Origin of the sequence: Rhodobacter sp. 24-YEA-8 (genome assembly GCF_900105075.1) — a bacterium.
In the GTDB taxonomy this organism is placed as follows: Bacteria; Pseudomonadota; Alphaproteobacteria; order Rhodobacterales; family Rhodobacteraceae; genus Pseudogemmobacter.
The window spans coordinates 2302240-2328156 of record NZ_FNSK01000001.1 but is presented as its reverse complement, the minus strand read 5'-3'; the positions used below and the strand labels follow the sequence as shown (position 1 = coordinate 2328156).

At 60.7% G+C, this 25917-nt stretch carries 27 protein-coding genes and 2 tRNA genes; 19 read left to right on the top strand and 10 right to left on the bottom strand.

The window, feature by feature from the left end:
- Positions 1 to 23 precede the first annotated feature (23 nt).
- Entirely contained in the window at positions 24 to 677 is a 654-nt protein-coding gene (gene fsa / locus BLW25_RS11315) for a fructose-6-phosphate aldolase (RefSeq protein WP_092899093.1), read from the top strand.
- 70 nt (positions 678 to 747) lie between these two features.
- Here the strand turns inward: fsa and BLW25_RS24365 are convergent, their stop codons facing one another.
- Positions 748 to 1050, bottom strand: a complete 303-nt coding sequence (locus BLW25_RS24365) for a hypothetical protein (protein ID WP_171909530.1) — start codon at positions 1048 to 1050, stop codon at positions 748 to 750.
- A 412-nt stretch (positions 1051 to 1462) separates the two neighbouring features.
- On the opposite strand from BLW25_RS24365, the gene BLW25_RS11305 reads away from it, so the two are divergent.
- Positions 1463 to 1732 (top strand): ParA family protein, encoded by a 270-nt coding sequence (locus tag BLW25_RS11305; protein ID WP_092899091.1) that lies wholly within the window; start codon positions 1463 to 1465, stop codon positions 1730 to 1732.
- Between the two features lie 50 nt (positions 1733 to 1782).
- On the opposite strand, the gene istB is transcribed toward BLW25_RS11305, so the two are convergent.
- From istB to BLW25_RS11285, 4 genes are all read right to left on the bottom strand, one after another.
- Positions 1783 to 2577 (bottom strand): IS21-like element helper ATPase IstB, encoded by a 795-nt coding sequence (gene istB, locus BLW25_RS11300; RefSeq protein ID WP_092899009.1) that lies wholly within the window; start codon positions 2575 to 2577, stop codon positions 1783 to 1785.
- Positions 2567 to 4087, bottom strand: coding sequence for an IS21 family transposase (gene istA, locus BLW25_RS11295; protein WP_143040494.1), 1521 nt, complete (start codon positions 4085 to 4087; stop codon positions 2567 to 2569). Before istA ends, istB begins: the two co-directional genes overlap by 11 nt.
- 108 nt (positions 4088 to 4195) lie before the next feature.
- On the bottom strand, positions 4196 to 4480 hold the full coding sequence (locus BLW25_RS11290; protein ID WP_092899089.1) for a DUF6538 domain-containing protein: 285 nt from the start codon (positions 4478 to 4480) through the stop codon (positions 4196 to 4198).
- A 136-nt stretch (positions 4481 to 4616) separates the two neighbouring features.
- Positions 4617 to 4700, bottom strand: a tRNA-Tyr gene (locus BLW25_RS11285).
- 190 nt (positions 4701 to 4890) lie between these two features.
- Between BLW25_RS11285 and rlmB the strand changes: the two genes are divergently transcribed.
- The 5 genes from rlmB to BLW25_RS11265 all read left to right on the top strand — a co-directional run bounded on the left by rlmB (position 4891) and on the right by BLW25_RS11265 (position 9763).
- Complete coding sequence (gene rlmB / locus BLW25_RS11280; RefSeq protein ID WP_092901932.1) at positions 4891 to 5667, top strand: 23S rRNA (guanosine(2251)-2'-O)-methyltransferase RlmB; 777 nt, start codon at positions 4891 to 4893, stop codon at positions 5665 to 5667.
- Positions 5668 to 6082: 415 nt separating this feature from the next.
- Positions 6083 to 7375 carry a crotonyl-CoA carboxylase/reductase gene (gene ccrA, locus BLW25_RS11275; RefSeq protein WP_092899087.1) on the top strand — a complete coding sequence of 431 codons (1293 nt, stop codon included), beginning with the start codon at positions 6083 to 6085 and terminating at the stop codon, positions 7373 to 7375.
- A 179-nt stretch (positions 7376 to 7554) separates the two neighbouring features.
- The gene (locus BLW25_RS24360; protein WP_171909529.1) at positions 7555 to 7731 is read left to right on the top strand and encodes a hypothetical protein; all 177 of its coding nucleotides are present in this window, start codon (positions 7555 to 7557) and stop codon (positions 7729 to 7731) included.
- A 123-nt stretch (positions 7732 to 7854) separates the two neighbouring features.
- Positions 7855 to 9396, top strand: coding sequence for an ATP-dependent DNA helicase (locus BLW25_RS11270; RefSeq protein ID WP_092899085.1), 1542 nt, complete (start codon positions 7855 to 7857; stop codon positions 9394 to 9396).
- A 130-nt stretch (positions 9397 to 9526) separates the two neighbouring features.
- Positions 9527 to 9763: an Lrp/AsnC ligand binding domain-containing protein gene (locus BLW25_RS11265; protein ID WP_092899083.1), complete on the top strand. Its 237-nt coding sequence runs from the start codon at positions 9527 to 9529 to the stop codon at positions 9761 to 9763.
- Positions 9764 to 10339: 576 nt separating this feature from the next.
- Here the strand turns inward: BLW25_RS11265 and hpbA are convergent.
- Positions 10340 to 12376 carry an N-methyl-L-proline N-demethylase HpbA gene (gene hpbA, locus BLW25_RS11260; RefSeq protein ID WP_092899081.1) on the bottom strand — a complete coding sequence of 679 codons (2037 nt, stop codon included), beginning with the start codon at positions 12374 to 12376 and terminating at the stop codon, positions 10340 to 10342.
- A 122-nt stretch (positions 12377 to 12498) separates the two neighbouring features.
- On the opposite strand from hpbA, the gene BLW25_RS11255 reads away from it, so the two are divergent.
- Entirely contained in the window at positions 12499 to 13137 is a 639-nt protein-coding gene (locus BLW25_RS11255; RefSeq protein ID WP_092899079.1) for a TetR/AcrR family transcriptional regulator, read from the top strand.
- Between the two features lie 38 nt (positions 13138 to 13175).
- Entirely contained in the window at positions 13176 to 13961 is a 786-nt protein-coding gene (locus tag BLW25_RS11250; protein ID WP_092899077.1) for a YdcF family protein, read from the top strand.
- Between the two features lie 77 nt (positions 13962 to 14038).
- On the opposite strand, the gene BLW25_RS11245 is transcribed toward BLW25_RS11250, so the two are convergent.
- A complete protein-coding gene (locus BLW25_RS11245; RefSeq protein ID WP_092899075.1) occupies positions 14039 to 15100 on the bottom strand; it encodes a quinone-dependent dihydroorotate dehydrogenase in 1062 nt (353 codons plus the stop codon).
- A gap of 10 nt (positions 15101 to 15110) precedes the next feature.
- Positions 15111 to 15449 carry a DUF952 domain-containing protein gene (locus BLW25_RS11240; RefSeq protein ID WP_092899072.1) on the bottom strand — a complete coding sequence of 113 codons (339 nt, stop codon included), beginning with the start codon at positions 15447 to 15449 and terminating at the stop codon, positions 15111 to 15113.
- 168 nt (positions 15450 to 15617) lie between these two features.
- On the opposite strand from BLW25_RS11240, the gene BLW25_RS11235 reads away from it, so the two are divergent.
- The 10 genes from BLW25_RS11235 (at position 15618) to BLW25_RS11200 (ending at position 24557) form a co-directional block, all read left to right on the top strand.
- Positions 15618 to 15691 (top strand) — tRNA-Gly (locus BLW25_RS11235).
- Between the two features lie 116 nt (positions 15692 to 15807).
- Positions 15808 to 16161 carry a hypothetical protein gene (locus BLW25_RS24945; RefSeq protein ID WP_253188386.1) on the top strand — a complete coding sequence of 118 codons (354 nt, stop codon included), beginning with the start codon at positions 15808 to 15810 and terminating at the stop codon, positions 16159 to 16161.
- Positions 16049 to 16432 (top strand): PDDEXK family nuclease, encoded by a 384-nt coding sequence (locus BLW25_RS25335; RefSeq protein ID WP_366268280.1) that lies wholly within the window; start codon positions 16049 to 16051, stop codon positions 16430 to 16432. Before BLW25_RS24945 ends, BLW25_RS25335 begins: the two co-directional genes overlap by 113 nt.
- On the top strand, positions 16372 to 17658 hold the full coding sequence (locus tag BLW25_RS11225) for a type II restriction endonuclease (protein ID WP_092899068.1): 1287 nt from the start codon (positions 16372 to 16374) through the stop codon (positions 17656 to 17658). Before BLW25_RS25335 ends, BLW25_RS11225 begins: the two co-directional genes overlap by 61 nt.
- A gap of 350 nt (positions 17659 to 18008) precedes the next feature.
- Positions 18009 to 18620 (top strand): cupin domain-containing protein, encoded by a 612-nt coding sequence (locus tag BLW25_RS11220; protein ID WP_092899066.1) that lies wholly within the window; start codon positions 18009 to 18011, stop codon positions 18618 to 18620.
- A gap of 108 nt (positions 18621 to 18728) precedes the next feature.
- Positions 18729 to 19562, top strand: a complete 834-nt coding sequence (locus BLW25_RS24665; RefSeq protein ID WP_216279359.1) for a transporter substrate-binding domain-containing protein — start codon at positions 18729 to 18731, stop codon at positions 19560 to 19562.
- Between the two features lie 18 nt (positions 19563 to 19580).
- A complete protein-coding gene (locus BLW25_RS24660) occupies positions 19581 to 20306 on the top strand; it encodes an amino acid ABC transporter permease (RefSeq protein ID WP_216279358.1) in 726 nt (241 codons plus the stop codon).
- Positions 20307 to 20309: 3 nt separating this feature from the next.
- Positions 20310 to 21032 (top strand): amino acid ABC transporter ATP-binding protein, encoded by a 723-nt coding sequence (locus BLW25_RS11210; RefSeq protein ID WP_092899064.1) that lies wholly within the window; start codon positions 20310 to 20312, stop codon positions 21030 to 21032.
- 64 nt (positions 21033 to 21096) lie between these two features.
- Positions 21097 to 22098, top strand: coding sequence for an arginase family protein (locus BLW25_RS11205; protein WP_092899062.1), 1002 nt, complete (start codon positions 21097 to 21099; stop codon positions 22096 to 22098).
- Between the two features lie 8 nt (positions 22099 to 22106).
- The gene (locus BLW25_RS11200; protein ID WP_092899060.1) at positions 22107 to 24557 is read left to right on the top strand and encodes a GcvT family protein; all 2451 of its coding nucleotides are present in this window, start codon (positions 22107 to 22109) and stop codon (positions 24555 to 24557) included.
- Positions 24558 to 24635: 78 nt separating this feature from the next.
- Here BLW25_RS11200 and BLW25_RS25515 read toward each other — a convergent pair whose 3' ends face one another.
- Entirely contained in the window at positions 24636 to 24914 is a 279-nt protein-coding gene (locus tag BLW25_RS25515; protein WP_092899058.1) for a hypothetical protein, read from the bottom strand.
- Positions 24915 to 25004: 90 nt separating this feature from the next.
- Positions 25005 to 25832, bottom strand: coding sequence for a transglutaminase-like domain-containing protein (locus BLW25_RS11190; RefSeq protein ID WP_394328433.1), 828 nt, complete (start codon positions 25830 to 25832; stop codon positions 25005 to 25007).
- Positions 25833 to 25917: the final 85 nt, after the last annotated feature.

The window sequence follows — 25917 nt, the reverse complement described above, 5'->3', positions numbered from 1 at the left end:
CCGCCCAATGGGAGCATGACGCCATGAAATTCTTTGTCGATACCGCTGATGTGGATGCCATCCGTGAGCTGAACGATTTCGGGATGGTGGATGGTGTGACCACCAACCCTTCGATCATCCTGAAATCCGGACGTGACATCCTGGAAGTCACCAAAGAGATCTGCTCGATCGTCGCTGGCCCGGTTTCGGCCGAGGTCGTCGCCGAGAAGGCCGATGACATGATCGCCGAGGGCCGCAAACTGGCCGAGATTGCGTCGAACATCACCGTCAAAGTGCCGCTGACCTGGGATGGTCTGAAAGCCTGTAAAGTGCTGACGGATGAGGGCAGGATGGTCAATGTGACGCTGTGCTTCTCGGCCAACCAGGCGCTGCTGGCGGCGAAAGCCGGTGCGACCTTCATCTCGCCCTTCGTTGGCCGTCTGGATGATATCAACCTCGACGGGCTGGATCTGATCCAGGATATCCGCACCATCTATGACAATTACGGGTTTGAGACCCAGATCCTCGCGGCCTCGGTCCGCACCGTGAACCACGCGAAAGACTGCGCACTGATCGGGGCTGACGTGATCACCGCGCCGCCTTCGGTGATCAAGGCGATGGCGAACCATGTCCTGACCGATAAGGGCCTGGAGCAGTTTGCGAAAGACTGGGCCAAAACCGGCCAGAAAATCCTCTGATCCTGCTCTCGGGCCGCGCCGGAGGGGGCTCTGCCTCCCCGGCGCGCTTCATCGACTTCTGCCGGCTGGCTCAGGCCGGTGTTCCCGGTCGATTGTGCGACGCCGATGGGCCGCAAGGGGCCTGGCGGATGATCGACGTCGTCAAGACAGGTTCGGCACAGAGTTCAATCAGGCGGATCAGCTCTTCTTTGACCAGATTGTAGAAGCAGCGATCTCTGATGCAGCCTTGAGGCAGGCGGCTGCCGTCAATCCTGGTGAAAAGTTTGAACTTGTCTTCAAGAACCTGCTTGAGGCGCTGTTCGTTGATCCGGCAAGGGGGCGTGTACAGATAAAAGGACAGACGTTTTTTCGTCTTCCCAAGTGGCTCCAACACCTCAAAATCATGTAAGCCATTGATTTTGAAGTGGTGGGCGACCCTGGAATCGAACCAGGCATGAGTCTCCTCGGCGGAGTTGCAGTCCGTATATCGGTTTTCTTTGTCAGTATAAGTTCATGATATTGCATCATTTTTCGATATTCCGTGCGGACGATGGCTCACGATTTGGCATACAAAATGGTATACAAGATTTAGCCATTTCGGCGGAGTAACTATACCTACAAGCCCGGAAACATAGTTCCATGTCAACATGTTTCGTAACTTATCTTGTTCGCAGCAAGCTGGCTTAGAAGGCCGGATTTTCTAAGTAAATAAGTAGTCACGTACAAACTTAAATACTTACAAACTTAAATCATTCTTTAATAATCAGATAACATATGCTAGGTATCCGGCAACAAGGGGAAACAGCATGGAGACACTGGTTATTAGCAACTCGAAAGGTGGAAGCGGTAAGTCTACTACTGCATTAAACTTGGCAGTAGCGGCGGCAAAAGAAGGCCGTAGAGTCGCTCTGATTGATTACGATCCGCAGGGAACTCTCAAGCAATGGCATAGTGCCAGGCCAGATATTGAAGGCGAAACGCTCTCTATTGTAGAGCAAGCAATCGATCCGTCTGATCTGCCAGCAGCTATTTCAGGGCTGTCCAAGGCATATGTGTTGATTTGCACTCGGAACTGACCCGGGTTTTCCATCGAGAAGTGACCCACCTCTCAGTTATGCGAACCAGGTTATTGCTGGGTCAAGGCATGTGCGATTTCCTTCTTCTTTCGGGTTGCGGCAGCGGTGCTGGCTTTGAAGCGGAAGCTATCGTTTCCGGTCTCCAGAATGTGGCATCGGTGGGTAAGGCGATCGAGCAGCGCAGTGGTCATCTTGGCATCACCGAAGACGCTGGCCCATTCGCTGAAGCTGAGGTTGGTGGTGATCACAACGCTGGTGCGTTCGTAGAGCTTACTCAGCAGATGGAAGAGCAGCGCACCGCCTGAAGAGCTGAACGGCAGGTAGCCCAACTCGTCCAGTATCACGAGGTCGAGGCGTGCGAGGTTTTCGGCCGTCTGCCCGGCCTTGCCCTTGGCTTTCTCCTGTTCGAGCGTATTGACGAGTTCGATGGTGGAGAAGAAGCGGACCTTGCGGCGATGATGCTCGACGGCCTGTGTGCCGATGGCGGTCGCGACATGGGTCTTGCCAGTGCCCGGCCCGCCGATCATCACGACATTCTGCGCACCATCGATGAACTCGCAGCGATGCAGCTGGCGCACGGTGGCTTCGTTCATCTCGCTGGCCGCGAAGTCGAAGCCCGTCAGATCCTTATAGGCCGGGAAGCGTGCCGACTTCATATGATAGGCGATGGAGCGCACCTCTCGCTCCGCAACCTCTGCCTTCAGCAGCTGGGTCAGGATCGGCACAGCTGCATCGAAGGCGGGCGCGCCCTGTTCGATCAGGTCCGTCACGGCCTGGGCCATGCCATACATCTTGAGGCTTCGCAGCATGATGACGATGGCCCCACTGGCGGGATCATGACGCATGGCGGCCTCCGGTGCTGCGGGCGCGCAGATTGTCATAGCGTCCGACATCGGCCTTGGGTTCGTGGCGCAGGAGCAGCGCCTGCGGGGCGTCGACGGTCGGGCCGTTGATCGCCTTGCCATCGATCAGCCGGTGCAGGGTGTTGAGAACATGGGTCTTGGTGGCGATGCCCTCCGACAAAGCAAGCTCGACTGCGGTCAGCACCACCTGCTCATCGTGATGCAGGACGAGGGCGAGGATATCGACCATCTCCCGGTCCCCGCCGGGGCGCTTCAGCATCTGCTCCTGCAACTGCCGGAAGGCGGGCGGCAGCTCGACGAATGGTGCGCCGTTGCGCAGCGCCCCGGGTTTGCGCTGGATCACCGTCAGGTAGTGGCGCCAGTCATAGATCGTGCGCGGCGGCAGATGATGGGACCGATCAATCCGCCGCACATGTTCGCACAGGATCTGCCCCTCGGCGACGACCACGAGCCGCTCCGGATAGACGCGCAGGCTCACCCGACGGTTCGCAAAAGATGCAGGGACGCTGTAGCGGTTGCGCTCGAAGTTGATCAGGCAGGTCGGGGAGACCCTATTGCTCTGTTCGACGAAGCCATCGAAGGGAGCCGGCACGGGCATCAGCGCGTGCTGCTCGTCGCTCCAGACATCGGCGACGCTGCCGACCAGATGGCCGTGCGGGATCTCGCGCCATTGCTCGACACATCGCTGCTCCAGCCAGGCGTTGAGGGCGGCCAGATCGGGGAAGTTCGGTATCGGTTGCCAGAACCGTGGCCGGGCATCCTGCACGTTCTTCTCGACCTGACCCTTCTCCCAACCCGCAGCCGGATTGCAGAAGTCAGGTTCGAAGACGTAGTGGTTGGCCATGGCGAGGAAGCGCAGATTGACCTGCCGTTCCTTGCCACGGCCAATCTGACCGACCGCAGTCTTCATGTTGTCGTAGATCCCCCGCTCAGGCACGCCGCCAAAGACGCGGAAGGCATGCCAGTGGGCGTCGAACAGCATCTCATGGGTCTGGAGCAGATACGCGCGCACCACGAAAGCGCGGCTGTGCGACAGCTTCGTATGCGCCACCTGCAGCTTGGTCCGCTCACCGCCAAGCACGGCAAAGTCTTCGCTCCAATCGAACTGGAAGGCCTCGCCGGGGCGGAAGGCCAGAGGCACGAAGGTGCCCCGATCAGCCGTTTGCCGCGCCGTGCGCCATTCCCGCGCGAAGGCCGCGACCCGGTTGTAGGAGCCTGTAAACCCCAGTGCGACAAGATCGGTATGCAATCGCGTCAGCGGCCGGCGCTGCTTGCGCGACTTCGTGCTGTCGGTCTTCAGCCAGGCCGACAGCTTGTCCGCGAATGGATCGAGCTTGCTCGGTCGCTCTGGCACCGAGAACTTCGGCTCGATCGCGCCCGACTTCAGATACTTCTTGATCGTGTTCCGAGAGAGCCCAGTCCGCCGCGCGATCTCACGGATCGGCAGCTTCTCTCGCAGCGCAAGACGACGAATGACGTTCAAAAGTCCCATGTGGATCACTCCAATGCCCCCCGTCGCTCACAGTGCTCAGGGGAAGGGTCACATGGGTCAAATCACGGTGGAAGTTATACGCCTGCCCGGGTCAGTTCCGAGTGCAAATCAACATTCGGATTGGGGAATGTATGTGATGTTCTTGCGTGCTGCGATCTCGCGTACCGCATCGTAACGCTTCATTGCCTCATCTGACTCACCTGCCAGCCTGAGTTCCCATGATGCGATTAGGGCATCCCAGGCGGCTGTCGCCTTAGTGACCGCTTCGACGTGAACATCTGTGCCCAAGGACAGCCAAATTTGTTTACGCGGCTCGACGGCTGCGTAGCGTTTTGGAACCTTGCGCACCATGACGAAGCTGCCGGCGCGGAACATCAGGGGAATCATCTTCATGCCTCCGAACACCCCCTGGAACCAAGATTCGGGGGAAGTGACGGGTTAGCAGAAAGATTAGCAAAAAGGTTAGCAGATTTTGGGCTACCCCAGTGGACCCACCATAACAAAATCTCGTAAGTTATTGATTTTGTTATGGTGGGCGACCCTGGAATCGAACCAGGCATGAGTCGCCTCGGCGGAGTTACAGTCCGCTGCCGCACCTTGCAGCACGTCGCCCACAGTGCGGGCTTACTAGATTCTCCTCTCTGCCCCGTCAATGCCCTATCACCGCTTTTGTGACGATCTTTCGCACGACCGGTGCAAGGCCTGGCAGATGATCCGCTTTTGCCTTGCGCTTTTCGCTGGATTCGGCCTTTTGTCCCCGGAAATCTATGATGCGTGATCTGGAGCCAGACGGGGATAATGCGATGAAAAAACCAGCCTGGGTGGTCGATAAGGAACGTGCAAAGCGGGCAGAGGCGAAAGAGACCGTCTGGCTCTTCGGTCTGCATGCCGTGCGTGACGCGCTGTTGAACCCGAAACGTGAGAAACTGCGCCTCGTGGTGACCAAGAACGCATTCGACAAGCTGGAAGATGCGATCCTCGCCTCGAGGCTTGAGCCGGAACTGGTTGACGCGCGGTCTTTTGATGTGCCGATTGATCCGGGTTCTGTGCATCAGGGCGCCGCGATGGAGGTGAAGCCACTCAACTGGGGCAGCCTTGAGGAGGTCGCGGTCTCGGGCGAGGGCGCGCCGCTCGTGGTGCTGCTGGACCGGGTGACCGATCCGCATAATGCCGGTGCGGTGCTGCGTTCGGCCGAGGTGTTCGGAGCGCGTGCCGTGATCGCGCCGCGCCATCATTCGGCGCCGGAGACCGGGGCGCTGGCGAAAACCGCCTCTGGCTCGCTGGAGCGGCAGCCCTATCTCAGAGTCACCAATCTTGCCGATGCGATGAATGAACTGCGCGATATGGGCTTTTTGCTGATTGGCCTTGCCGGCGAGGCCGATCTGACGCTGTCGGATGCGCTGAGCCAGGCCGGAACGCGGCCGGTCGGGCTGGTGATGGGCGCTGAAGGCCCCGGCCTGCGTGAAAAAACCCGCGAAACCTGTGATCTGATTGCACGTATTCCGGCGGCGGGCGGCTTTGGCAGTCTCAATGTCTCGAATGCGGCGGCGGTGGCGCTTTACGCGGCCTCGATCCGTTAAGGGAGAGGCATCTGCGGAGGTGCGGTTTGATCACAAAGATGCGAACGCCTCTTTAATGCAGCAGTAATGTTTCTAAGTCACAGTCATGAGGCACGGGATCTGGAACCCCCGTACCTTGTTTGCACTGTCCCTCGTTCCGCACCTGGCGCCCGCGCGATATGCGCAGGGCGCCTTTTTCTTTTTCGCTGCTTTCTCTGCATCGTCCCGGATTGTGGGCGCGCTTTTTTCTGCGCCGGGGTGACTGCGGGACGGGCAGCGGCGCTGCCCTGGCCAGTCTGCAAATGGCGCCGCAACGCGGCGGACATAAAATTACCCAAAATATCCAAATGAGGTTGCATTGTTGCGTCGTGGATTTTAAACCTCCTGACAACGGCCCGCTGATTCTGCAGCGCGGCACGAAATCAGGAGTTCGCCCATGGCACTGGACAGGCAGGCACCGATCATGACCTATGATGCCCCCAAGAAAGATCTCTACGAGATTGGCGAGATGCCGCCGCTCGGTCATGTTCCTGAGAAGATGTATGCCTGGGCGATCCGCCGCGAGCGTCATGGCGAGCCGGAAAGCGCGATGCAGCTTGAGGTGGTCGACACCTGGAAGCTCGACAGCAATGAGGTGCTGGTGCTCGTGATGGCGGCCGGGGTGAACTATAATGGCGTCTGGGCCGGTCTTGGCGTGCCGATCTCACCGTTTGACGTGCATAAACAACCCTATCACATCGCGGGTTCGGATGCTTCGGGCATCGTCTGGGCGGTGGGTGACAAGGTGAAGCGCTGGAAGGTCGGCGATGAGGTTGTGATCCATTGCAACCAGGATGATGGCGACGACGAGGAATGCAACGGCGGCGACCCGATGTTCTCGCCGACCCAGCGGATCTGGGGATATGAGACCCATGACGGCTCATTCTCGCAATTCACCAAGGTTCAGGCGCAGCAGCTGATGGAGCGCCCGAAGCACCTGACCTGGGAAGAAGCCGCCTGCTACACGCTGACGCTGGCGACCGCTTACCGGATGCTCTTCGGCCACGCGCCGCATGACCTGAAACCGGGGCAGAATGTGCTGGTCTGGGGGGCGAGCGGTGGCCTCGGATCCTACGCGATCCAGCTGGCAAATACGGCGGGTGCCAATGCGATCGGCGTGATCTCGGATGAGAGCAAGCGCGATTTCGTCATGTCACTGGGTGCGAAAGGCGTGATCAACCGCAATGAGTTCAAATGCTGGGGGCAGCTGCCGAAGGTGAACTCGGACGAATACAATGTCTGGCTGAAAGAGGCGCGCAAATTCGGCAAGGCGATCTGGGACATTTTCGGCAAAGGCGTCAGCCCGGATATCGTGTTCGAACATCCGGGCGAGCAGACTTTCCCGGTCTCGTCGCTGGTGTGTAAAAAAGGCGGTATGGTGGTGATCTGCGCCGGCACCTCCGGCTTCAACTGCACCTTTGACGTCCGTTACATGTGGATGCATCAAAAGCGTCTTCAGGGCAGCCATTTCGCGCATCTGAAACAGGCTTCTGCCGCCAATAAGCTGATGTGCGAGCGGCGCCTTGATCCCTGCATGTCCGAGGTCTTTCCCTGGGCCGAGATTCCGCGCGCGCATACGCTGATGTGGAAGAACCAGCATAAGCCCGGCAATATGGCCGTGCTGGTCCAGGCGCCGCGTACCGGGCTCAGGACTTTTGAGGATACGCTGGAAGCCAGCCGCAATCGCTGATCAGGCTTGTCACCGATCAGACCAGATGAACAGCGCCGTATCCGCAGAGGATGCGGCGCTGTTCATCTTTGGTTGCGGGATTTATGGTTATGGCAACAGTTTGTTCAGGAAGTGGCGGGTACTCTCATCCCTGGGAGGAATGTTAGGAATGTTCGGGTTTCCCTGTTTCAGGTGACAGTATGGGGCACGACTGGGTTTTCGATGTCCTGAAGGACTTGCGGGCTTATGCGCTGACGAACGACCTTCCGGCGCTGGCGCAGAAGGTCGAAGAGGCTTTGCGCGCCGCAGAGATGGAGATCGGAACGCCTGGGGCGAAGGACGGCAAGCGCCCGAAACCCAAAGGGCTGCCACACTGATCTTAGCGATGCCGGCTGTTCTTGTGCATGAGGTTTCAGTGCATCGCGATCTGGTCCGCGCTGCACCTTTGAAGAGCCTGGCGCCGCTGGCGCTTGCTTGCGGCAAAGGATAGTCTGCGCGCCATGCAGGCACTGGCCCCCACTTTTTCCGACGATCAGGCCGAGGCCTGGGACCGTATTTCCTCCGGATTGAAATCTCAGGGGGTTGATATCGACAATGGCATATTGCTGCCGCCGGGCGAGGGGCGTGCCTCTGTCATGGCGGTGATCGGCAAGGCGGGGTCGGGGAAAACGCTCCTGCTTGCCGAACTCTACAAGGCGCTGAAAGGCGTCGGGGTCGAGATCGTCTCAGGCGACTGGGAAGGCAAGCGCCGCAAGGAGCGCCGCAGCCTCGCGATCCTTGCGCCAACCAATAAGGCGGCCTCGGTTCTGCGCCAGCGCGGCGTGCCGGCAACCACTATCCACCGCATTTTGTATACGCCGCTCTATGATCCGCAATATGAGCGGATCGCCGAATGGCTCGCGGGCCAGGCAGAACGGCCAAAGGTCGAGGGGCTGACCGAAGAAGCGCTGGACCGCGCCCATGCTTTTTATCAACAGGTTGCGTCGATCCCCGGCGCGCTTGCGGCAGCGGGGCTGAAAGGGTCTGATTTCATCCAAGGCTGGAAACGGCGGGAAGATCCGCTGGATATCGGCTTTGTTGATGAGGCCTCGATGCTGGATGAACGCCAGTTCAACGATTTGCAGGAGATTTTCCCGCGTCTCGTGCTGTTCGGCGATCCGGCGCAGCTGGCGCCGGTGGGGCAGTCAGGCAAGATGGTGTTCGAGGGGCTGGAGCCGAAACAGCGGCTGAATCTGCACCGGATCCACCGTCAGACCCAGGACAATCCGATCCTCGATCTCGCCCATGCGCTGGCCGATGACAGCATCGGCTTTGACGACTTTGAGCGGCTGGTGCGCGAAAAGGCGGGCCAGGATGACCGTGTCATGTGGTCGGAACGGGTCGATGCGGATCTGATGGCGCGCTCGCCGGTTCTGGTGTGGCGCAATGCCACACGGGTGAAACTGATCACCGCCTTTCGCCTCGGCCATGACGCCCCCGCCGATGATCTGATGCCCGGCGAGCCGCTGATCTGCGACGGCATTGAGTTGCCGCTCAAACACCGCAAGAAACGGGTGGATCTGGAGGCGCGCGGTCTGATCAAGGGCGCGCAGGTGATCTATCTGGGGCCGGGCAACCGCTCGGGCTTTGCGAAACTGCATGTGCTGGGGGCGGAAGATCCGCAGCTTTCGGTCGCCTCGATCATCAAGATCGAACGGCCGGAGGAGGAGGAACCCTTTATTCCCCATGCCCATACGATGGGGGCGGCGTTCTTGCATGGGGCGGCGGTCACGATCCATAAGGCGCAGGGCTCGCAATGGCCCGAAGTGCAGGTGTTTGCGCCCGATCTCGCGGCGGCAGCCTGGGCGAACCGGACAGAAGCGGGCGTACCCTTGTGGAAGCGCCTCGCCTATGTGGCGATCACGCGGGCCGAGACGCGGTTGCACTGGGTGGTCAGAAACCGGCTCGCGCGGCCAAAACAGATATTGGGAATCTCCGACCTGAAGGCGGCGCCAAAGCTGGAACTGAAATCCGAAGACGACAGGGCCGACGCAGGCGCATGACGCGGGCGGCCCGGAGTTTTTTCAAAAACTCCGGCACGATTTCTTGTAAGAAATCGTTTCGCGGTTGCGGGGGGATTTCCCTTTGGCCAGCGCGGCGCTAGGCTGCGGCGAAAAAAGAGAGGGTGCTCCCATGTCACTGGTTTTCGTTCAGATACGCTGCACACCGGGCCGCACTTACGAGGTCGCAGATGCAATCTGGGACCGGGAAGTCGTCAGCGAGCTTTACTCAACCAGCGGCGATTTTGACATTATCGCCAAGGTCTACATCCCCGAAGGGGAAGATACCGGCCATTACCTGTCGTCAAAGCTTTTCGACATTCCCGGCATCCAGCGCACCCTGACAACCATGACCTTCCGCGCGTTCTAGCGTACCAGCACCTTCCGGGCCGCGGTCATGTTCCAGCGTCAGGTCTGAAAGCGCCACGCCGATCAGAGGCGACATGATCCGGGGTTCTGCCATCGCCTTCAGATCGCTGCCGTCCCCGAGACTGATCGGCAGTTGCGCAGGGGGGCACCGCCGCCATGACATCGTCGGTGGTTAAAAGATGTGGACGGGTGATCGCCTTCTGCGCCATTGCCGTGACCTAAGTCACGAAATAGGTACAGATATCCAACAATTCTACCGATATTGCTGCGCCCGATGCCAACCGCAACCGTACAGAATGCAACAATCGGTCATTCACCTCCTCGGTCCCAACCTTGGCTTTCGGCAGTCAGGCTGCCCCCATTGCCTTTGGCAGATGGTTTGCGATGGTCGAGGTCTGCGGCGGAATGAAAGCGCGCGCGATCCAGGCTCCTTATGCCGGCCCTCCGAGATCGGATCCTCAGAAGAACAGGCGAAGGGCAGGAGCATGCCGCCGCATCATACGACCGGCGGCCTCGCCCGACTATCCGTCGCTGACGCGATTCCGGGTCTGTCTGACCGCTGAAGTCATGGCAGCGGTTACAGATCCTTAACCAGTCTGAGCGCGTCATAAATCGCCGCATGGGTGTTGCGCGCGGCCACCGCATCGCCGATCCGGAACAGGCGGAAGGCGCTTTCCGGGTTCGGCCGCAACGTCTGAAACCCGCCGGTCGAGAGCGCCTCGTAATCCACCTCGCCCAGGTTCGAGGACAGCGGTTTCAGCGCGAAATAAAGATCGTCAAGCGGCCTTGTGCCATGGTTCACCACCACCTGATCCACCAGGCGTTCGCGCCGGAAGTCGCCGTAATCACTGCCTAAAACAGCACGCAGCCGGTTGCCTTCGCGTGCGACCGACATCAGGCGCCAGGTCACGGTAAAGGTCGTGTCACGCTTTTGCAGATTGCGCATATAGGGCACGAGATTCATCGCCATAACCTCGGGCGAGAAGCTGCGATCCGGTGTCACGATCTCGACGCTTGCCCCGGTGGCCGAGATCAGATCTGCGGCCTGCAGTGCCGCATGGTCGCCGGCATCGTCATAGACCAGCGCGCTCGCCTCCGGCTTCACATCGCCCGCGAGTATATCCCAGGTCGAGACCACCAGGTCATTCCCGGCCTCCAGCACTTCGGTGTGGGGCAGGCCGCCGGTGGCGATGATCACCTCATCGGGCCGGGTCGTCAGCACCGTTTCCGGATCGGCAAAAGTGTTAAAGCGGAACGTTACCCCCTTCGCCTCGCATTGCGCCATGCGCCAGTCGATGATCGAGATCATCTCGCGCCGCCGGGCATCCTGTGCAGTCAGGCGGATCTGGCCACCGGCGCGGTCTGCAGCCTCAAGCACTGTGACGGCATGACCGCGGGCAGCAGCCACCCGTGCTGCCTCCATCCCCCCGGGGCCGGCACCTATGATCGTCACCCGTTTTTGCGCCGGTGCGGCGGGGATGTCATGCGGCATCGTTTCTTCGCGGCCCGAGGCGGCATTGTGCAGGCAGAACGCCATGCCGCCCTGATAGATGCGATCAAGACAGTAATTCGCGCCGACACAGGGGCGGATATCGTCCTCGCGCCCTTCGCGCAGCTTCCTGACCAGATGCGGGTCGGCGAGATGCGCGCGGGTCATGCCGACCATATCCAGCTTGCCAGAGGCAATTGCATGGCGGGCGGTCGGGATGTCGGGGATGCGGGCGGCGTGGAAGGTCGGAAACCCGGTTGCGGCCCGGATCTCGCCCGCAAAATCAAGATGCGGGGCCGAGGGCATGCCCTGGACCGGGATCAGATCGGTAAGGCCCGGATCGGTGTCGATATGACCCTTCACCACATTCAGGAAATCGACCAGCCCGCTGTCGCGCAGGCGCCGCGAGACCTCCATCCCCTCGGCCGGCCCCATGCCGCCTTTCAGATCCTGGTCGCCGGTATAGCGCAGTCCGACGATGAAATCCGGCCCGCAGCGGTCGCGAATGGCGCGCAGCACGTCAAAGGTGAAGCGCAGCCGGTTGTCGAGATCGCCGCCCCAGGGCGCGTCGAGATCGTTGGTCAGGGGCGACCAGAACTGTTCCAGCAAATGGCCGTAAGCTTCCAGTTCGATCCCGTCGACGCCCGCCGCCTTCATCCGCTCGGCCGCGTCGGTGAAATCACGGATCACGCGGGCGATGTCCCAGTCTTCCATGCGCTTGGGGAAGGCGCGATGCGCGGCCTCGCGTTCATGCGAGGGCGCCAGAACCGGCAGCCAGTCGCCCTTGTCCCAGCGGGTGCGACGGCCGAGATGCGTCAGCTGGATCATCACCGCTGCGCCATGGTCGTGACATTCATCGACCATCTGCTTCATCCAGCCGACCACCTCATCTTTCCAGGCGAGGATATTGTTGAACACCGGCGGGCTGTCGCGCGCGACACTGGCCGAACCTGCGGTCATCGTCAGCGCGACCCCCGCTTTGGCGCGTTCGACATGATAGGCGCGGTAGCGGCCTTTCGGCATCCCGTCCTCGGGATAGGCCGGTTCATGGCTGGTGATCATGATCCGGTTTCTCAGGGTCAGATGTTTCAGCTGAAAGGGCTGGAGGAGGGGGTCATTCGACATATCGGGCAAACCTGCTGGACCTGTTGATGGCGAGGATGAAAGAAATGTTCACACGTGTCAAGTTTAAGGGCATGGGTGAACATTGCGTTGCGCCAGAGGGGCGCAACGGCTAGGATCTGGCCATGGAGACAGGCGATATTCCCGAAACCGGCTGGCGCGGCTCGCCGGAAATCTGGCTCGAAGCGGCCTATGCGGCGCTGATCGAGGGCGGCATTGATCAGGTCAGAATCCTGCCGCTGGCAGTGCAGCTGGGCCTCGCGCGGACCAGCTTCTACTGGCATTTCAAGGATCGCCAGGCGCTGCTGACCGCCCTGGCAAAGCGCTGGGAGGCGCGCACCACCGGTCCGCTGCTGGCGGCCTGTGATGCTTACGCAGCGTCGGAGGCCGAGGCGCATCTGAATGTGATCTCGCTTTTTCTTGACCGCGCGGTGTTTGATGACCGGCTGGAATTCGCGGTGCGGGGCTGGGGGTTGCAGGATTCCGATATCGCCGGGCGCATCCGCGAGGCCGATCAGCAACGCCTCGATGCGCTTTGCGCCATGCTGATCCGCTGGGGCCACGCGCCCCATGAGGCCGACGTGCGCGCCCGTGCCATCTATCTGACGCAGATCGGATATATCTCGATGCAGGTCAGCGAGAGCCTTGCCGAAAGGATGCTGCGCATTCCCGATTATGTCGCGATCTTCTCTGGCGGTCCGCGCCCCGATCCGCAGGAACTGGCGCGGTTTCATGCCCGTCACGGGTTCTCGCCGCCCGGCTGAGGCTTGCCCATGCCCCCTTGCCGGGGCAGAAGACATCTATGGATACACTTTTCTTCGTCGCTTCGAAACTCATTTGGGGTCTGATCGGCCCCGAGAGCTGGTTTTTCATCGGGCTGGTTCTGGCCGTATTCGGCCTTCTCTTCGGCAGGCGCCGCCTGGCGGGCTGGTCTCTGGGCCTGACGCTGGGTTTTGCCCTGAGCGTCGCGATTCTGCCGGTCGGCGATATGGCGCTGCGGCCGCTGGAAGAACGCTACCCGATCCCGGACCTGCCGCCTGAGGTCACCGGAATTATCGTGCTCGGCGGTGCAGAGGACGGGACCTGGACCGTCCAGGGGCCGCAGGTGCGTTTTAACGACGCCGCCGAACGGTTCACCGAAGGACTGCGACTTGCGAAACTTTACCCCGAGGCAAAGCTTCTCTTTACGGGCGGGATGGGCTCGATCGGCAATATTGAGGCGATCCGGGTGCCGCCGGAGCGGACCACCGCGAGCGTCTTCTTTCTGGAACAGGGCATTCCGCCGGCGCAGCTGGTGATCGAATCGGCATCGCGCAATACAGCGGAAAATGCCCGTCTCAGCTATGAGACAATGCAGCCGCGCCCTGGCGAGACCTGGATCCTCGTGACCTCGGCCTTCCATATGGAACGTTCGGTCCGCACGTTCCGCGCCGCAGGCTGGACGGAAATCCTGCCCTGGCCGGTGGATTTCCGGGCGCGGCCCTTCCGCTGGGGTGTCGGCTGGAATTTCGCCTATAACCTCCGGCAGCTGTCTGTCGCGGCAAAGGAATATGTCGGGCTGCTGGCCTACAGCCTGACCGGACGCTGATGCCCGGACGCTGATGGCCGTGCGGTAATGACGCAGGCATCAGTGACGGGCGTTTCAGCGGCGGGCGCGCTGCAGGCCTAGAGCCAGCTTCCCCGACCGCTGCCGACCGCATCCTTGACCGAGGCAAAGCCCTCACGTGCAAGGATCGCATCAAGCCCGGTCGCGATCCGGCCGATCAGCGAGATCCCGTCATAGACCATCGCCGTATAGACCTGCACCGCCGAGGCGCCGGCGCGGATCTTCTCCCAGGCCTGTTCGGCCGAGCCGACACCGCCGACCCCGACCAGCGGGATCCGGCCATCGGTCAGCTGCGACAGTTGCGCCAGAACCCGGGTGGAGCGCTCGAACAAAGGCGCGCCCGACAATCCGCCGGTCTCGGTCTTATGGGCGCTTACAAGCCCGTCGCGCGACAGCGTGGTATTGGTCGCGATGATCCCCGACAGGCCCGAGCTCACCGCCACTTCGGCAATCGCGGCGAGGTCTTCGCCGGTCAGATCGGGGGCGATTTTCAGAAAGACCGGGATCGGGCGGGGCAGGGCGGCGCGGGTCTCCATCACGCCTGCGAGCAGGGCCCGCAGCGCTGCCGGCCCCTGCAGATCGCGCAGCTTTTCGGTGTTGGGCGACGAGACATTGACGGTGGCGAAATCGACGAAAGGCCCGCAGGTCGCCAGGACTTTCGCGAAATCCTGCGCGCGATCGGCGGAATCCTTATTGGCGCCAAGGTTCAGCCCCACCGGCACCGGCCCGGGGCGGCGCGCCTTCAGCCGGGCGGCAATCGCCTCCATCCCCTCATTGTTGAACCCGAAACGGTTGATCGCGGCACGGTCTTCGGTCAGGCGAAAGAGGCGCGGCTGCGGGTTGCCCATCTGCGGGCGCGGCGTTGCGGCGCCGACTTCGACAAAGCCGAACCCCGCCCGCGAGAGCGCCTGGATCGCCACTGCGTTCTTGTCATAGCCTGCCGCGAGGCCAATCGGATTGGACAGCATAAGCCCCGCCAGATCGGTCGAGAGCCGCGCCGAGGTCACCAGTCCGGGCAATGGGGCCAGCCCGGCACGCAGCGCCGAAAGCGACAGCCCATGGGCGCGTTCGGGATCGAACCGGTGCAAAAGGCAAAGACCGGCGCGTTCGATCATGCTCATGGTGTTTTCCTCAGATCAGGCCTTCGGGGAAGATATGGCCGGTCGCACCCAGGGGCAGCGATTTGTCCCAGACCACATCTGCCAGCCGCAAATTGCGGTAGAGATGTGGGAAGAGCGCGCCGCCCCGCGATTCCTCCCATTTCAGATCGGGGGCAAGGCGCTCGGCATTGCAGGCCACCAGCACAAGGTCGCTTTCCTCGCTGAAATGCTTCGCCGCTGTTTCCGCCGCCTGCGAGGGCGTCGAGAAATGGATATAGCCATCGGCGAGATCAACCGGCGCACCGGCGGTTTCGCCGGCGGCACGGAAAGCATCCCATTCGGGGCGGCGGAATATCTTGAGGATGAGCATGGCGCGCTTCCTGCACCCGAAGGGCGGCTGCGTCAAATGAAAACCGGCAAAAAAACCGGGGTTCAGGGCCAAGGATGTGCAGAAACCACCTTGCCGCGCTTGCACAAGCGCGCGAAGCCCGCTATCTGAAGAAAACTGTCGCCGCCCCGTAAGGGTGAGGCAGCAGATGCGGGCGTTGTGTAATGGTAAGACCCCTGCCTTCCAAGCAGGAGACGCGGGTTCGATTCCCGCCGCCCGCTCCAGTTTCCATTGATCCAACAACACAAGATACGCACATGCATCAATGGCTTGTGAGGTATTTTGGCGGCAATTCCTGCCATCAGGATCGGCCAGACGTGATCTTTTGGTGCCTCATTTTGTGCCACATCCCGACAGCAAGTTTCCAGATCCGGCCTTCGAACCGGTCGATGCCGGGCGCAAGTCTGGGTACGAGGAAGCAGGCGTGCATTTCGTGCCGGGCTATTTCCTCACCTTGCGCGATGCGATGGAAACGGCCTTCGGCGCATCCGATGCCGATGCCGATGCCGATGCCGGCGTCTGGGACTGGAACCCGTCACCGGATGATGTCCGGAATCAGAGGCAAAAATACCAAGAATCAAATAGCTGTACGATCAGGTCTTCAGGCGCTCTGCTTGCGCTGCTGGCTGCGTCAAAAGGAAATATCGGGCAAGCCCGATCCGTGCCTTCCAAGATACCGCGCTGCCAATTTTAGTCATGGTTGTTTCTGGTGCGGGCATGACTGCTCTCTTACCAAGATGCCAGCGCCATGCAGGATTTCCAGGAAGTCAAAATCGCCACGCATTGGACAAGAGATGTACGTGTCAGTGTTTTGCGCGCCGAGGCTGGTGTATGTCGTCCGGAGATCTGGGAATGCGCGTTTCGGGCACCGGGGCGCGTTGGACCGGAAGAGACCCGGGGGCGGATGGCTGCGTGGCTCCGCGGAGCAGCGGTCAGGTGCGAGATGCGGGGGGCGCGGCAGATGATGGACCTGGGAGACTGGCTCAACGAATACAGTGGGCCGAATTACACATGGTATGTCAAACGACTGAGCGGCAATGACACGCTTGCCAACAAAACGCATCAGGCCGGTCCCTATATTCCCAAGAACTTACTGTTCGACGTCTTGCCCGCGCTCGGTCGGGTTGACGTCGAAAATCCGACCGCCTGGTTCGACGTCTACATCGACAGCCATGCCGACTACCGCCAGATCCGCGCATTCTACTACAATTCAAAACGGTACAAGCAGCAGAGGAACGGGCGCGACGAAACCCGGCTTACGAATTGGGGCGGCTCTGAATCTGCACTGCTCGACCCTGAAAATACCGGCGCGCTGACCATATTCGCATTTGCCCTTGGTCAGGAAGCGGGGCCAAATTGTCACATCTGGGTATGCCGCCATGAACCTGAGGAATATCTGGTCGAGGATCGCATCGGTCCCGTCGAGCCTGGCAAAGCATTCATCCAACCGGTAGGCGGCGTGATCCAGGGCGACCTTTTCTCGACAAGTGCCTCCGTCCGTGCCAGTTGCTGGCTGACGCCAGCCGAGATTCCTGCTGCATGGCTTTCGAAATTCCCCAGCGGAACCGAGATCATCGCCAGGGCGGCCGGGCTTCAGTCCCATGGCAGCCTGATGCCCGATCTGCGCCTCATGAAACGGCGTGCCTGTGAGTATGAAATATTCCGCAGCGTTGAGGAAGCTGTTGAGCTGCCGCTTATCAAAAAGGGCTTCACGGATATTGACGGGTTCGTTTCCCGCGCGCAGACCATTCTCCAGCGCCGGAAGTCGCGCGCCGGCCGGTCACTCGAACTCCATGCCCGTGAGATCTTTTTAGAAGAGAAGCTCGTTGAGGGGATCGACTTCTCGCACCAGCCCGAATCTGAACCGGGGAAGTCACCGGATTTTCTGTTCCCGTCAGAAGCGGCCTACAAAGATACTCATTTTCCGGCGGAGAAGCTGCGGATGCTGGCGGTGAAGACCACGATGAAAGACCGTTGGCGCCAGATTCTGAATGAGGCCAATCGTGTGGAACACAAGCACCTGCTGACATTGCAGGAAGGGATCTCAGAAGCCCAGTTCAAAGAGATGGTTGAAGCAAAGGTAACGCTTGTCGTGCCCAAGCCGATAATCGAGAAGTTCCCCGGATCAGTTCAGCCTCACCTGCAAACGCTGGAATCCTTCATCCGCGACATGCGACTGCTGAGGGCCTGATGACTGCAGATTTCGAGAAACACTGAAAGTTCGGAAACTGGATTCTTCGGGCCATTCGAGTGCCAGGATGCGGCAGATAAGACATGGGCGCCCCGCACCACCCGACCAGGGTACACCTTCTTCTATGCAAGACAAAAGAAGCTTGCAGGTGGCTGATCGATCTGATGGCCGGCCTGATGGGCATCATGCTTCTTGCGGCTGGAGGCCGGTGAAGCGGAACTGACGCCCCGTCGCCCGGGAGGGAAGATGGTGCTTCCCGTCGTTTTTCCTGACCGGCAGGGCTTGCAGTTGCGGGAATTTGGGTCGACACCTGTTCGTTGTCAGCGAAATTCCCAAGGAGCGTCTCCCCTATGGCCAGAGATCCCATTGTGCGAGAAGAAGCCGAATCGGACGATACGGAGAGCTCTGCCCGGCGGGATGCACATCAGTTCGGCGCGATCCTGCGCGCCCGTCGACGGGCGCTGGATCTCACCCTGAACGACGTTTCGCAAAAGACCGGTCTCGCCAAAGGGTTTCTCAGCGACATCGAGCGCGACAAGACTTCGCCCTCGGTTGCTTCGCTTGTCAGCCTTTGCGATGCGCTGAGCCTGCCGGTAGGTGATCTTTTTGCGCCTTCGCCGAATGTTCTGGTGCGGGCCGAGGCGCGCCAGCCGATCAAATTCGGCGGAATCGGTGTGTCCGATCATCTTCTCACCCCCAGCCACGGGGTAAAGATGCAAGCGATCTGGTCGGAAATCGCACCGGGGGGAACCGCAGGTGATCAACTTTATGCGCTGCGTTCCGAGGAGGAGCTGGTTCTGGTCATAAGTGGCGATCTTGCCCTGAACATCGAGGGTGAGGAGACGATTCTTCACCCCGGAGATTCGATCAGCTTTGATCCCCGGCGCCTGCACAGCTTTCGTAACCCCTCGTCTTTGCTGCCCACGATTGCCGTATTCATCATGACTCCGCCCCCGGCCTGATCATTTTTTTACGCTTATGAAGAACAAAGTTCGGTATTTGCGAAATTGTTATTGACGAGATCGCCGAACAGCTTCACGTTCTGTAAAAACAGTACAGGGAGCAATTTCATGAATACCCGCCTCAGCAGATGTATGATTCCGGGCAAAGCGACACTGGCAGCGGTGATCGTCGCCGCCGCGTCGCCCCTTGCCGCCCAGAGCGTGCCGGATTTTGCGGCAGACGGCTTCTCGGTCTGCGTTGACCCGACGTTCCCGCCAATGGAATACATGGCGAATGCTGCCGACAAAGAGCCGAGCGGCGTTGATATTGATGTTGCGCGTGCGCTGGCTGCGCATTGGGGCGTTGCCGTCAGCTTTGTCAGCATGGATTTCGCGGGCCTCCTGCCCAGCCTCGAGGCAGGGCGCTGCGACGCGGTGATTTCCGGCACTGTGCTGCGCGAGGATCGCCTGAAGACCTTCAACGCCGTGCCCTATCTTGACACATCCACCGTGCTGATCGCCGGCAAAGGGGCGCCTGCCGTCTCTGATATTGCCGAACTGGCGGGCAAAACCGTCGCGGTGCAATCGGGAACCTCATATCCCGGCCGGGTGGAAGCGCTGAATGCCGAGCTGGAAGCTGCGGGCCTCGCTCCGACCAAAATCCAGCAATATCCCAAACAAAGCGATGCGATCCAGCAGCTGCTGGTCGGGCGTGCCGCCTATGTCGTGACCCAGGATACCGAGATCGCCTTCCGCGAGCTGGAAGATCCCGGCAAGTTCGATGTGGTCTTCACCATGCCCGCCGCCGTTTTCGAGCCTTTCTCGGTCTATCTGCGCAAGGATGACGCCGAAACGGCGAAAACCGGTGAGGCGGTGAAGGCTCTGGTTGAGAATGGCGAGCTGCTGAAGATCGTCGAAAAGTGGAACCTCTCGCCCTCGCAGCTCAACGGCATCGGCGAGTAATATACTGACAGGGCTACCATGAGTTTTGATGTTTCAACCTTTTGGGAGGCCCTGTTTTCATGGCCCTTCCTGCGCGGCGCGTTGCTGACCCTCGGGTTGACGGTTGCTGCGCATATGACCGCGATCCTGATCGCGCTGCCCCTGGCGGTGGTCCTTAACGGACCACCCTCAATCCTGCGCAAACTGATCACGGCCTATGTCGGTTTTTTCCGGGCAGTTCCGACACTGCTGCAGTTGCTGTTCGTCTGGAACGCCCTGCCGCAGATCTTCCCGATTTTTCGTGAGGAATGGTTCACGCCTTTCCTTGCGGCATGGATTGCGCTTTCGCTGAATGAATCGGCCTATCAGGTCGAGATCAACCGATCTGCGCTTTCGGCAGTGGATAACGGGCAGATGGCGGCGGGCCAGGCCATCGGCCTGAAGAAATCGCATATCTACCGCTATATCATGATGCCTCAGGCGCTGCGGGTGGCACTGCCGCCGACGATGAACGAATTCATCACGCTGCTGAAGCTGACCTCGCTGGCCTCGATCATCTCGCTCCAGGAGCTGATGACCGTCACCCAGATCAATGTCGCCCGGACCTTCCAGTTCTCGGAATATTACGCTGTGGCGCTGACCTGGTATCTGGTCATGGTCTATTGCCTGATGGGGCTGCAGAAACTGGTCGAGCGCCGCTTCCGCTGGTCAAGCCGCACCGAGGCCGCCGTGCTGGCCGAAACCCGCCGCAGCAGGGGGTGGTAAGAAATGATCAGCCTGAAAAACGTCAATAAGAACTACGGCGCCTTCCATGCGCTGAAAGATGTCAGCCTTGATATCGCCCAGGGTGAGAAGGTGGTGATCTGCGGCCCGTCGGGGTCAGGGAAATCCACGCTGATCCGTTGCGTGAACCATCTTGAACCGCATGACAGCGGCGAAATCCGGCTTGATGGGCTGGAGGTGGGGGCACCAAAAGATGTGCTGAAGGTCCGGCGGACTGCGGGCATGGTGTTCCAGAATTTCAATCTTTTCCCGCATCTCACCGTGCTGGAAAACTGCATCCTCGCACCAAAGCTCGCCAGCGGGGTGAGCGACCGCGAGGCGCGGAAGATGGCAGAGGAATACCTCGCCCGGGTCCATATCCTGGATCAGGCCTGGAAATATCCGATCCAGCTCTCGGGCGGCCAGCAGCAGCGGGTCGCCATCGCGCGGGCGCTTTGCATGAAGCCGAAGGTCATGCTGTTTGACGAGCCGACATCGGCGCTTGACCCGGAAATGGTCGGCGAAGTGCTGGATGTGATGGGCGAGCTGGCGGCCGAAGGCATGACCATGATCTGCGTCACCCATGAGATGGCATTTGCCCGCAAGGTCGCGGACCGCGTTGTCTTCATGGATGCCGGACGCATCATCGAAGTGGCCCCGCCCGAAGAGTTCTTCGCCACGCCGAAATCGGATCGCGCGCGCGCCTTCCTCTCACAGATCTCGCATTGACCGTCAGATTGACTGGCAGGGGCCGCGCGCTCCCGGCAATGCTTAATACCCCAAGGAGAATGACATGGCTGATTTCGACATCGAACAGGCCAAAAAGGATGTGGGCCGCTGGTACTGGCATGGTATCCCGACCTTCTTCCGCTGCGACTGGAACGAAGATCCCGCTGCGGCCGATATCGCCCTGATCGGCGTGCCGCACAGTTCCGGCAATGGCTCGACCGAGCGTGACCAGCATCTTGGGCCGCGCGCGGTCAGGAATATCTCGGCCCTTTATCGCCGCAGCCATGGCCGCTTTGGGATCACGCCCTGGGATCTCGTCACCATCAATGATGCCGGTGACACGCCGCTGCCCGAAGCGATGAACAATGACGTCTCGGTTGAGCATATCGAGGCCTATGCCGCGCAGTTCGAGAAAGCCGGCACCCGCGTTGTCGCCATGGGTGGCGATCACTCGATCACCGGACCGCTGGTCAAGGCCTGCGCCGGCGCGCATTCCTCGCTGACCGGGGGGCAAAAGGTCGCGCTGGTGCATTTTGACAGCCATACCGACACGCTGATGCATCTGCCGCACTGGCTGGGCAATAAGCGCTCGGCGGCGCATTGGGGCGCTTATCTGGTCGAGGAAGGCCATGTCGACGCCTCCAAATCGACCCAGATCGGCATCCGCGCGAATGTCGGAACCGCCGGCTCGCTGAACACTTCGGACGAACTGGGCTACCGGATCGTCGGCATGGATGAGGTTGAGGAAATCGGCTGGAAAGGCGTGGTCGAGATCCTGCGTGAGCGGATCGGCGATACCCCGGTTTACATCACCTTCGATCTGGATAGCCTCGACCCCTGCGACGCGCCCGGGGCCTCGAACCTGGAGCCGGGCTATCCCGGCATCCGCATCGGCGAGGCCGTCCGTATGCTCCAGGGCCTCCGCGGTCTGAATGTGGTCGGTGGTGACGTGGTCTGCCTGATCCCGACCAAGGACAACCCGAACAAGATCACCGCGCAGAATGCCATGGTCGTCATGTTCGAGATGCTCTCGCTGATGGCCGACTATATCCACACCAACCGCTGAGACCTGGCATGCATATCCCATCGAAGGCAGAGGTCGTCATCATTGGCGGCGGTATTGCCGGCTGTTCAATCGCTTATCACCTGACGAAGCTTGGCATCACCGACGTGGTGTTGCTCGAGCGCAAACAGCTGACCTGCGGCACCACCTGGCATGCTGCCGGGCTGGTGACGCAGCTGCGCGCGTCGCAGCGGATGACCGAGCTGGCGCAATATACCGGCGAGCTGTTTGGCCGGCTGGAAGAAGAAACCGGTCAGGCCACCGGATTCAAGCGCAATGGGTCGCTGCGTCTGGCAAAAACCCATGCGCGCTATGAAGAGCTGGCGCGCGGCGCTTCGATGGGACGCAACTTCGGCCTGCCGGTCGAGGCGCTGACACCCGAAGCCGTAAAGGAACGCTGGGACCCGATCTCGACCGAAGGTCTGGTCGGCGGCTTCTGGTTCCCCGATGACGGCCAGGTGAACCCCGCCGATGTGACCATGGCCTATGCCAAAGGTGCAAGGATGGGCGGCGCCAAGATCCTTGAAGGGGTCACCGTCACCAGAATTCTGCAGGAGAATGGCCGCGCCTCTGGCGTGATGACCGAATTCGGCCCGATCGCCGCCTCGAAGGTGGTGATTACCGGCGGTATGTGGTCGCGCGATCTGGCCGCAGATATCGGTGTCACCCTGCCATTGCATGCGGCCGAGCATTTCTATGTCGTGACCGAGGCAATCCCCGAGCTCAAGCGCGATCTGCCGGTCATGTTCATGGCTGATGAGTGGAGCTATTACAAAGAAGACGCCGGCAAGCTGCTGGTCGGCTTTTTCGAGCCGGGCGCCAAACCCTGGGGTCAGAAAGGCATCGCGGAAAGCTTCTGCTTCGATGCGATCCCCGAAGATATCGAACATATCTCGCCCTATCTTGAAATGGCGATGGAACGGGTGCCGGTGCTGCAAAAGACCGGGATCCAGCTGTTCTTCAACGGCCCGGAAGCCTTTACGCCCGACAACCGCTATCACCTCGGCGAGACCGCCGAGATCAGCGGGCTGTTTTCGGCCACCGGCTTCAACTCGATCGGCATTCTGTCCTCGGGCGGGGTCGGCAAATCGATGGCCTCCTGGATCGCCGATGGCCATCCGCCGGTTGAGCTGATCGATGTCGATGTGCGCCGGACGCAGAAATTCCAGCGCAACCGCAAATATCTCGAAGACCGCTCTGTCGAGACCATCGGCACGCTTTTCGACATGCACTGGCCGGGCAAGCAGTTTGAAACCGCGCGGGGCGTGCGGCGCTCTCCCTTCCATGACCGGATGCTGGAGGCGGGCGCCTTCATGACCGAGCTGGCAGGTTGGGAACGGCCCGGCTTCTTCGGCACGCCTGAGGAACTCGCGAATATCGACTATTCCTACCACCAGCCCAGCTGGTTCCCGAATGTCGCCGCAGAATGCCGCAATACAGCCGAGAATGTCTCGGTCTTCGACTATAGCTGCTTCGTGAAATACCGTGTCGAAGGGCCGGATGCGCTGTCAGCGCTGAACCAGATCTGCGCCGGAAACTGCGATGTCGAGGCCGGCAAGATCGTCTATACCCAATGGCTGAACCCGCGGGGCGGGATCGAGGCCGATGTTACGGTGATCCGTGTCTCTGAAACCGAGTTCCTTGTGATCACGGTGGCAGTCTCGCAGCGCCGCGACATCAGCTGGTTCCGCCGCAATCTGCCCGAAGGTGCACGCGTCCATATCAGCGACATTACCTCGGCCACGCCGATGCTGGCAGTGATGGGACCGAAATCGCGCGAGTTGCTCACGCGGATCTCGCCCGATGACTTCTCGAACGAAGGTTTCCCCTTCGGCACCTCGCGCGAGATCGATCTTGGCTATGCAAGGGTGCGCGCAAGCCGCCTGACCTTTGTTGGTGAACTTGGCTTTGAACTGCTGATCGATGCGGAATTCGCAGGCCATGTCTGGGAGGTGCTGGCGGAAGCCGGCAAGGATCTCGGGCTGAAACCCGCCGGCTACTTCGCGCTGAACTCGCTCAGGATGGAAAAGGGCTACCGGCACTGGGGCCATGACATCGGTGAAGAAGACACGCCCTATAACGGCGGTCTCGGCTTTGCTGTGGCGCTGGAGAAGGAAGGTGGCTTTATCGGCCGCGATGCGCTGCTGGCGCAAAAGGCCGAAGGCACCGTACGCCGTCGCCTCGTACAGGTTCAGCTGGAAGGCGGTGCCGATGCGCCGATGCTCTTCCATTACGAGCCGTTGACCCGCGACGGGGAACTGGTCGGATCGGTGATGTCGGGGGCTTACGGTCACCGTGTCGGCGCCTCGCTTGGCCTCGCCTATGTGTCGCATCCCGAGGGCGTCAAACGGGAATGGCTTGAGACAGGCACCTGGGAGGTCGAGGTGGCAATGAAGCGCTATCCGGCACGGGTACAGTTCGGTCCCTGGTATGATCCCGGCGGTGCGAAAATCAAAAGCTGAGCGACCACACCGCGCAGGCGGTAAAAAATGGCCGCATCAGACGGGCATTAGCCTGATGTTCCCCTTTCTCATTTGGGGTCATGCCACGCTTTCGATCCCGGCGGTGCCGGAGCTGTCACGTAAGTGTTCCGGCCTGTCGCTGAATTGGGCCCCCTGGCGTCTGAACGCCAGGGGGCTTTTGCCTGTCAGGGCCGAAGGCTGGCGGCGTGGGGTAAAGCAGCCATTGGTGACCCGGAAGATGGTGGTATCGGGCTGACGGCGGGTCTCCCAGATGCGGTGCAAGATCAGGCCGGCCCTGATGGTCAGGCAGAAAGTCGCGCCGGTCGCGGCAGCATGACCGTCAGCCTTGCGCCTCATCGCGCCTGAACTCGTCTGTGAATCCCGCTCCCGGGATCCTGTCCGCCTTGCTTCCGAAATTTCCGGGCAAGGTGTCTGCAACTCCTGGGGCTATCGGGCTACCGTTTCCTGTGCTTCTTCGGTCCAGACCCTGAACCTGGTCAGCAGATGCGGGCCGAAAGAATGGATCAGCGGGATATCGGTCGCGTCCCGGCCGCGCGCAATCACCACCCGTCCGATGCGGGGTTCGTTATGGCGGGCGTCGAGGGTGAACCAGCGATCCTCCAGCCAGACCTCGCACCAGGCGTTGAAATCCATCGGCGCCGGATTGTCCGGCACACCGATATCGCCGAGATAGCCATTGGCGTAGCGTGCCGGGATATTCATGCAGCGGCAGAGCGTGATGGCGAGATGCGCAAAATCACGGCAGACACCGACCCGTTCCTGCCAGGCCTCCGAGGCGGTGCGGGTGGCGCGCGCATGCTCATATCCGAAAGTGAGGTGCCGGTTCACATGGTCAAAGATCGCCCGCACCCGCGTCCAGCCCGGCGCCACATTGCCGAACAACTCCCAGGCCTGTGCCATCATGAGATCTGTCTCACAGTAGCGGCTGGCCAGGAGATGACCAAGCACCTCGTCTGGCAAGGCGCTGAGCGGGCATTCCCGTGCCGTCTCATCCCAGTGGTCCGGCCGGCCGTCCACCTCGACCAGGCTGTCGCGTGACAGGCGCATGGCACCGGCGGGTGCTGTCAGTCGCAGACAGGAATTGCCATAGGGGTCGGCATAGGTCCGGTTGGGGACAGAGCGTGAAACCTGCAGCCCGCTGGTTCTGATGATGCTCCCGGCGAAATCCGGATGTGGATCCAGCAGCGCGATCACCTCTGTCGGCTGATCGCAGGTGATCTCGATCTCGTAACCCAACCGGATAAGCACATTCATACTCCTCACTTGAGGCAGGATGAACGCCTGCGGGCGAGACAGGTTCCGACAGGCAGAGCCGCGACAGGGGCATTCTGATCATCCG

Excerpts from the sequence above, each read along its gene's own strand:
- fsa (WP_092899093.1), top strand. The coding sequence starts at position 24 with ATGAAATTCTTTGTCGATACCGCTGATGTGGATGCCATCCGTGAGCTG.
- BLW25_RS11305 (WP_092899091.1), top strand. The coding sequence starts at position 1,463 with ATGGAGACACTGGTTATTAGCAACTCGAAAGGTGGAAGCGGTAAGTCT.
- istB (WP_092899009.1), bottom strand. The coding sequence starts at position 2,577 with ATGCGTCATGATCCCGCCAGTGGGGCCATCGTCATCATGCTGCGAAGC.
- istA (WP_143040494.1), bottom strand. The coding sequence starts at position 4,087 with ATGGGACTTTTGAACGTCATTCGTCGTCTTGCGCTGCGAGAGAAGCTG.
- BLW25_RS11290 (WP_092899089.1), bottom strand. The coding sequence starts at position 4,480 with ATGAAGATGATTCCCCTGATGTTCCGCGCCGGCAGCTTCGTCATGGTG.
- rlmB (WP_092901932.1), top strand. The coding sequence starts at position 4,891 with ATGAAAAAACCAGCCTGGGTGGTCGATAAGGAACGTGCAAAGCGGGCA.
- ccrA (WP_092899087.1), top strand. The coding sequence starts at position 6,083 with ATGGCACTGGACAGGCAGGCACCGATCATGACCTATGATGCCCCCAAG.
- BLW25_RS24360 (WP_171909529.1), top strand. The coding sequence starts at position 7,555 with ATGGGGCACGACTGGGTTTTCGATGTCCTGAAGGACTTGCGGGCTTAT.
- BLW25_RS11270 (WP_092899085.1), top strand. The coding sequence starts at position 7,855 with ATGCAGGCACTGGCCCCCACTTTTTCCGACGATCAGGCCGAGGCCTGG.
- BLW25_RS11265 (WP_092899083.1), top strand. The coding sequence starts at position 9,527 with ATGTCACTGGTTTTCGTTCAGATACGCTGCACACCGGGCCGCACTTAC.
- hpbA (WP_092899081.1), bottom strand. The coding sequence starts at position 12,376 with ATGTCGAATGACCCCCTCCTCCAGCCCTTTCAGCTGAAACATCTGACC.
- BLW25_RS11255 (WP_092899079.1), top strand. The coding sequence starts at position 12,499 with ATGGAGACAGGCGATATTCCCGAAACCGGCTGGCGCGGCTCGCCGGAA.
- BLW25_RS11250 (WP_092899077.1), top strand. The coding sequence starts at position 13,176 with ATGGATACACTTTTCTTCGTCGCTTCGAAACTCATTTGGGGTCTGATC.
- BLW25_RS11245 (WP_092899075.1), bottom strand. The coding sequence starts at position 15,100 with ATGAGCATGATCGAACGCGCCGGTCTTTGCCTTTTGCACCGGTTCGAT.
- BLW25_RS11240 (WP_092899072.1), bottom strand. The coding sequence starts at position 15,449 with ATGCTCATCCTCAAGATATTCCGCCGCCCCGAATGGGATGCTTTCCGT.
- BLW25_RS11225 (WP_092899068.1), top strand. The coding sequence starts at position 16,372 with ATGGCTGCGTGGCTCCGCGGAGCAGCGGTCAGGTGCGAGATGCGGGGG.
- BLW25_RS11220 (WP_092899066.1), top strand. The coding sequence starts at position 18,009 with ATGGCCAGAGATCCCATTGTGCGAGAAGAAGCCGAATCGGACGATACG.
- BLW25_RS24665 (WP_216279359.1), top strand. The coding sequence starts at position 18,729 with ATGAATACCCGCCTCAGCAGATGTATGATTCCGGGCAAAGCGACACTG.
- BLW25_RS24660 (WP_216279358.1), top strand. The coding sequence starts at position 19,581 with ATGAGTTTTGATGTTTCAACCTTTTGGGAGGCCCTGTTTTCATGGCCC.
- BLW25_RS11210 (WP_092899064.1), top strand. The coding sequence starts at position 20,310 with ATGATCAGCCTGAAAAACGTCAATAAGAACTACGGCGCCTTCCATGCG.
- BLW25_RS11205 (WP_092899062.1), top strand. The coding sequence starts at position 21,097 with ATGGCTGATTTCGACATCGAACAGGCCAAAAAGGATGTGGGCCGCTGG.
- BLW25_RS11200 (WP_092899060.1), top strand. The coding sequence starts at position 22,107 with ATGCATATCCCATCGAAGGCAGAGGTCGTCATCATTGGCGGCGGTATT.
- BLW25_RS25515 (WP_092899058.1), bottom strand. The coding sequence starts at position 24,914 with ATGAGGCGCAAGGCTGACGGTCATGCTGCCGCGACCGGCGCGACTTTC.
- BLW25_RS11190 (WP_394328433.1), bottom strand. The coding sequence starts at position 25,832 with ATGAATGTGCTTATCCGGTTGGGTTACGAGATCGAGATCACCTGCGAT.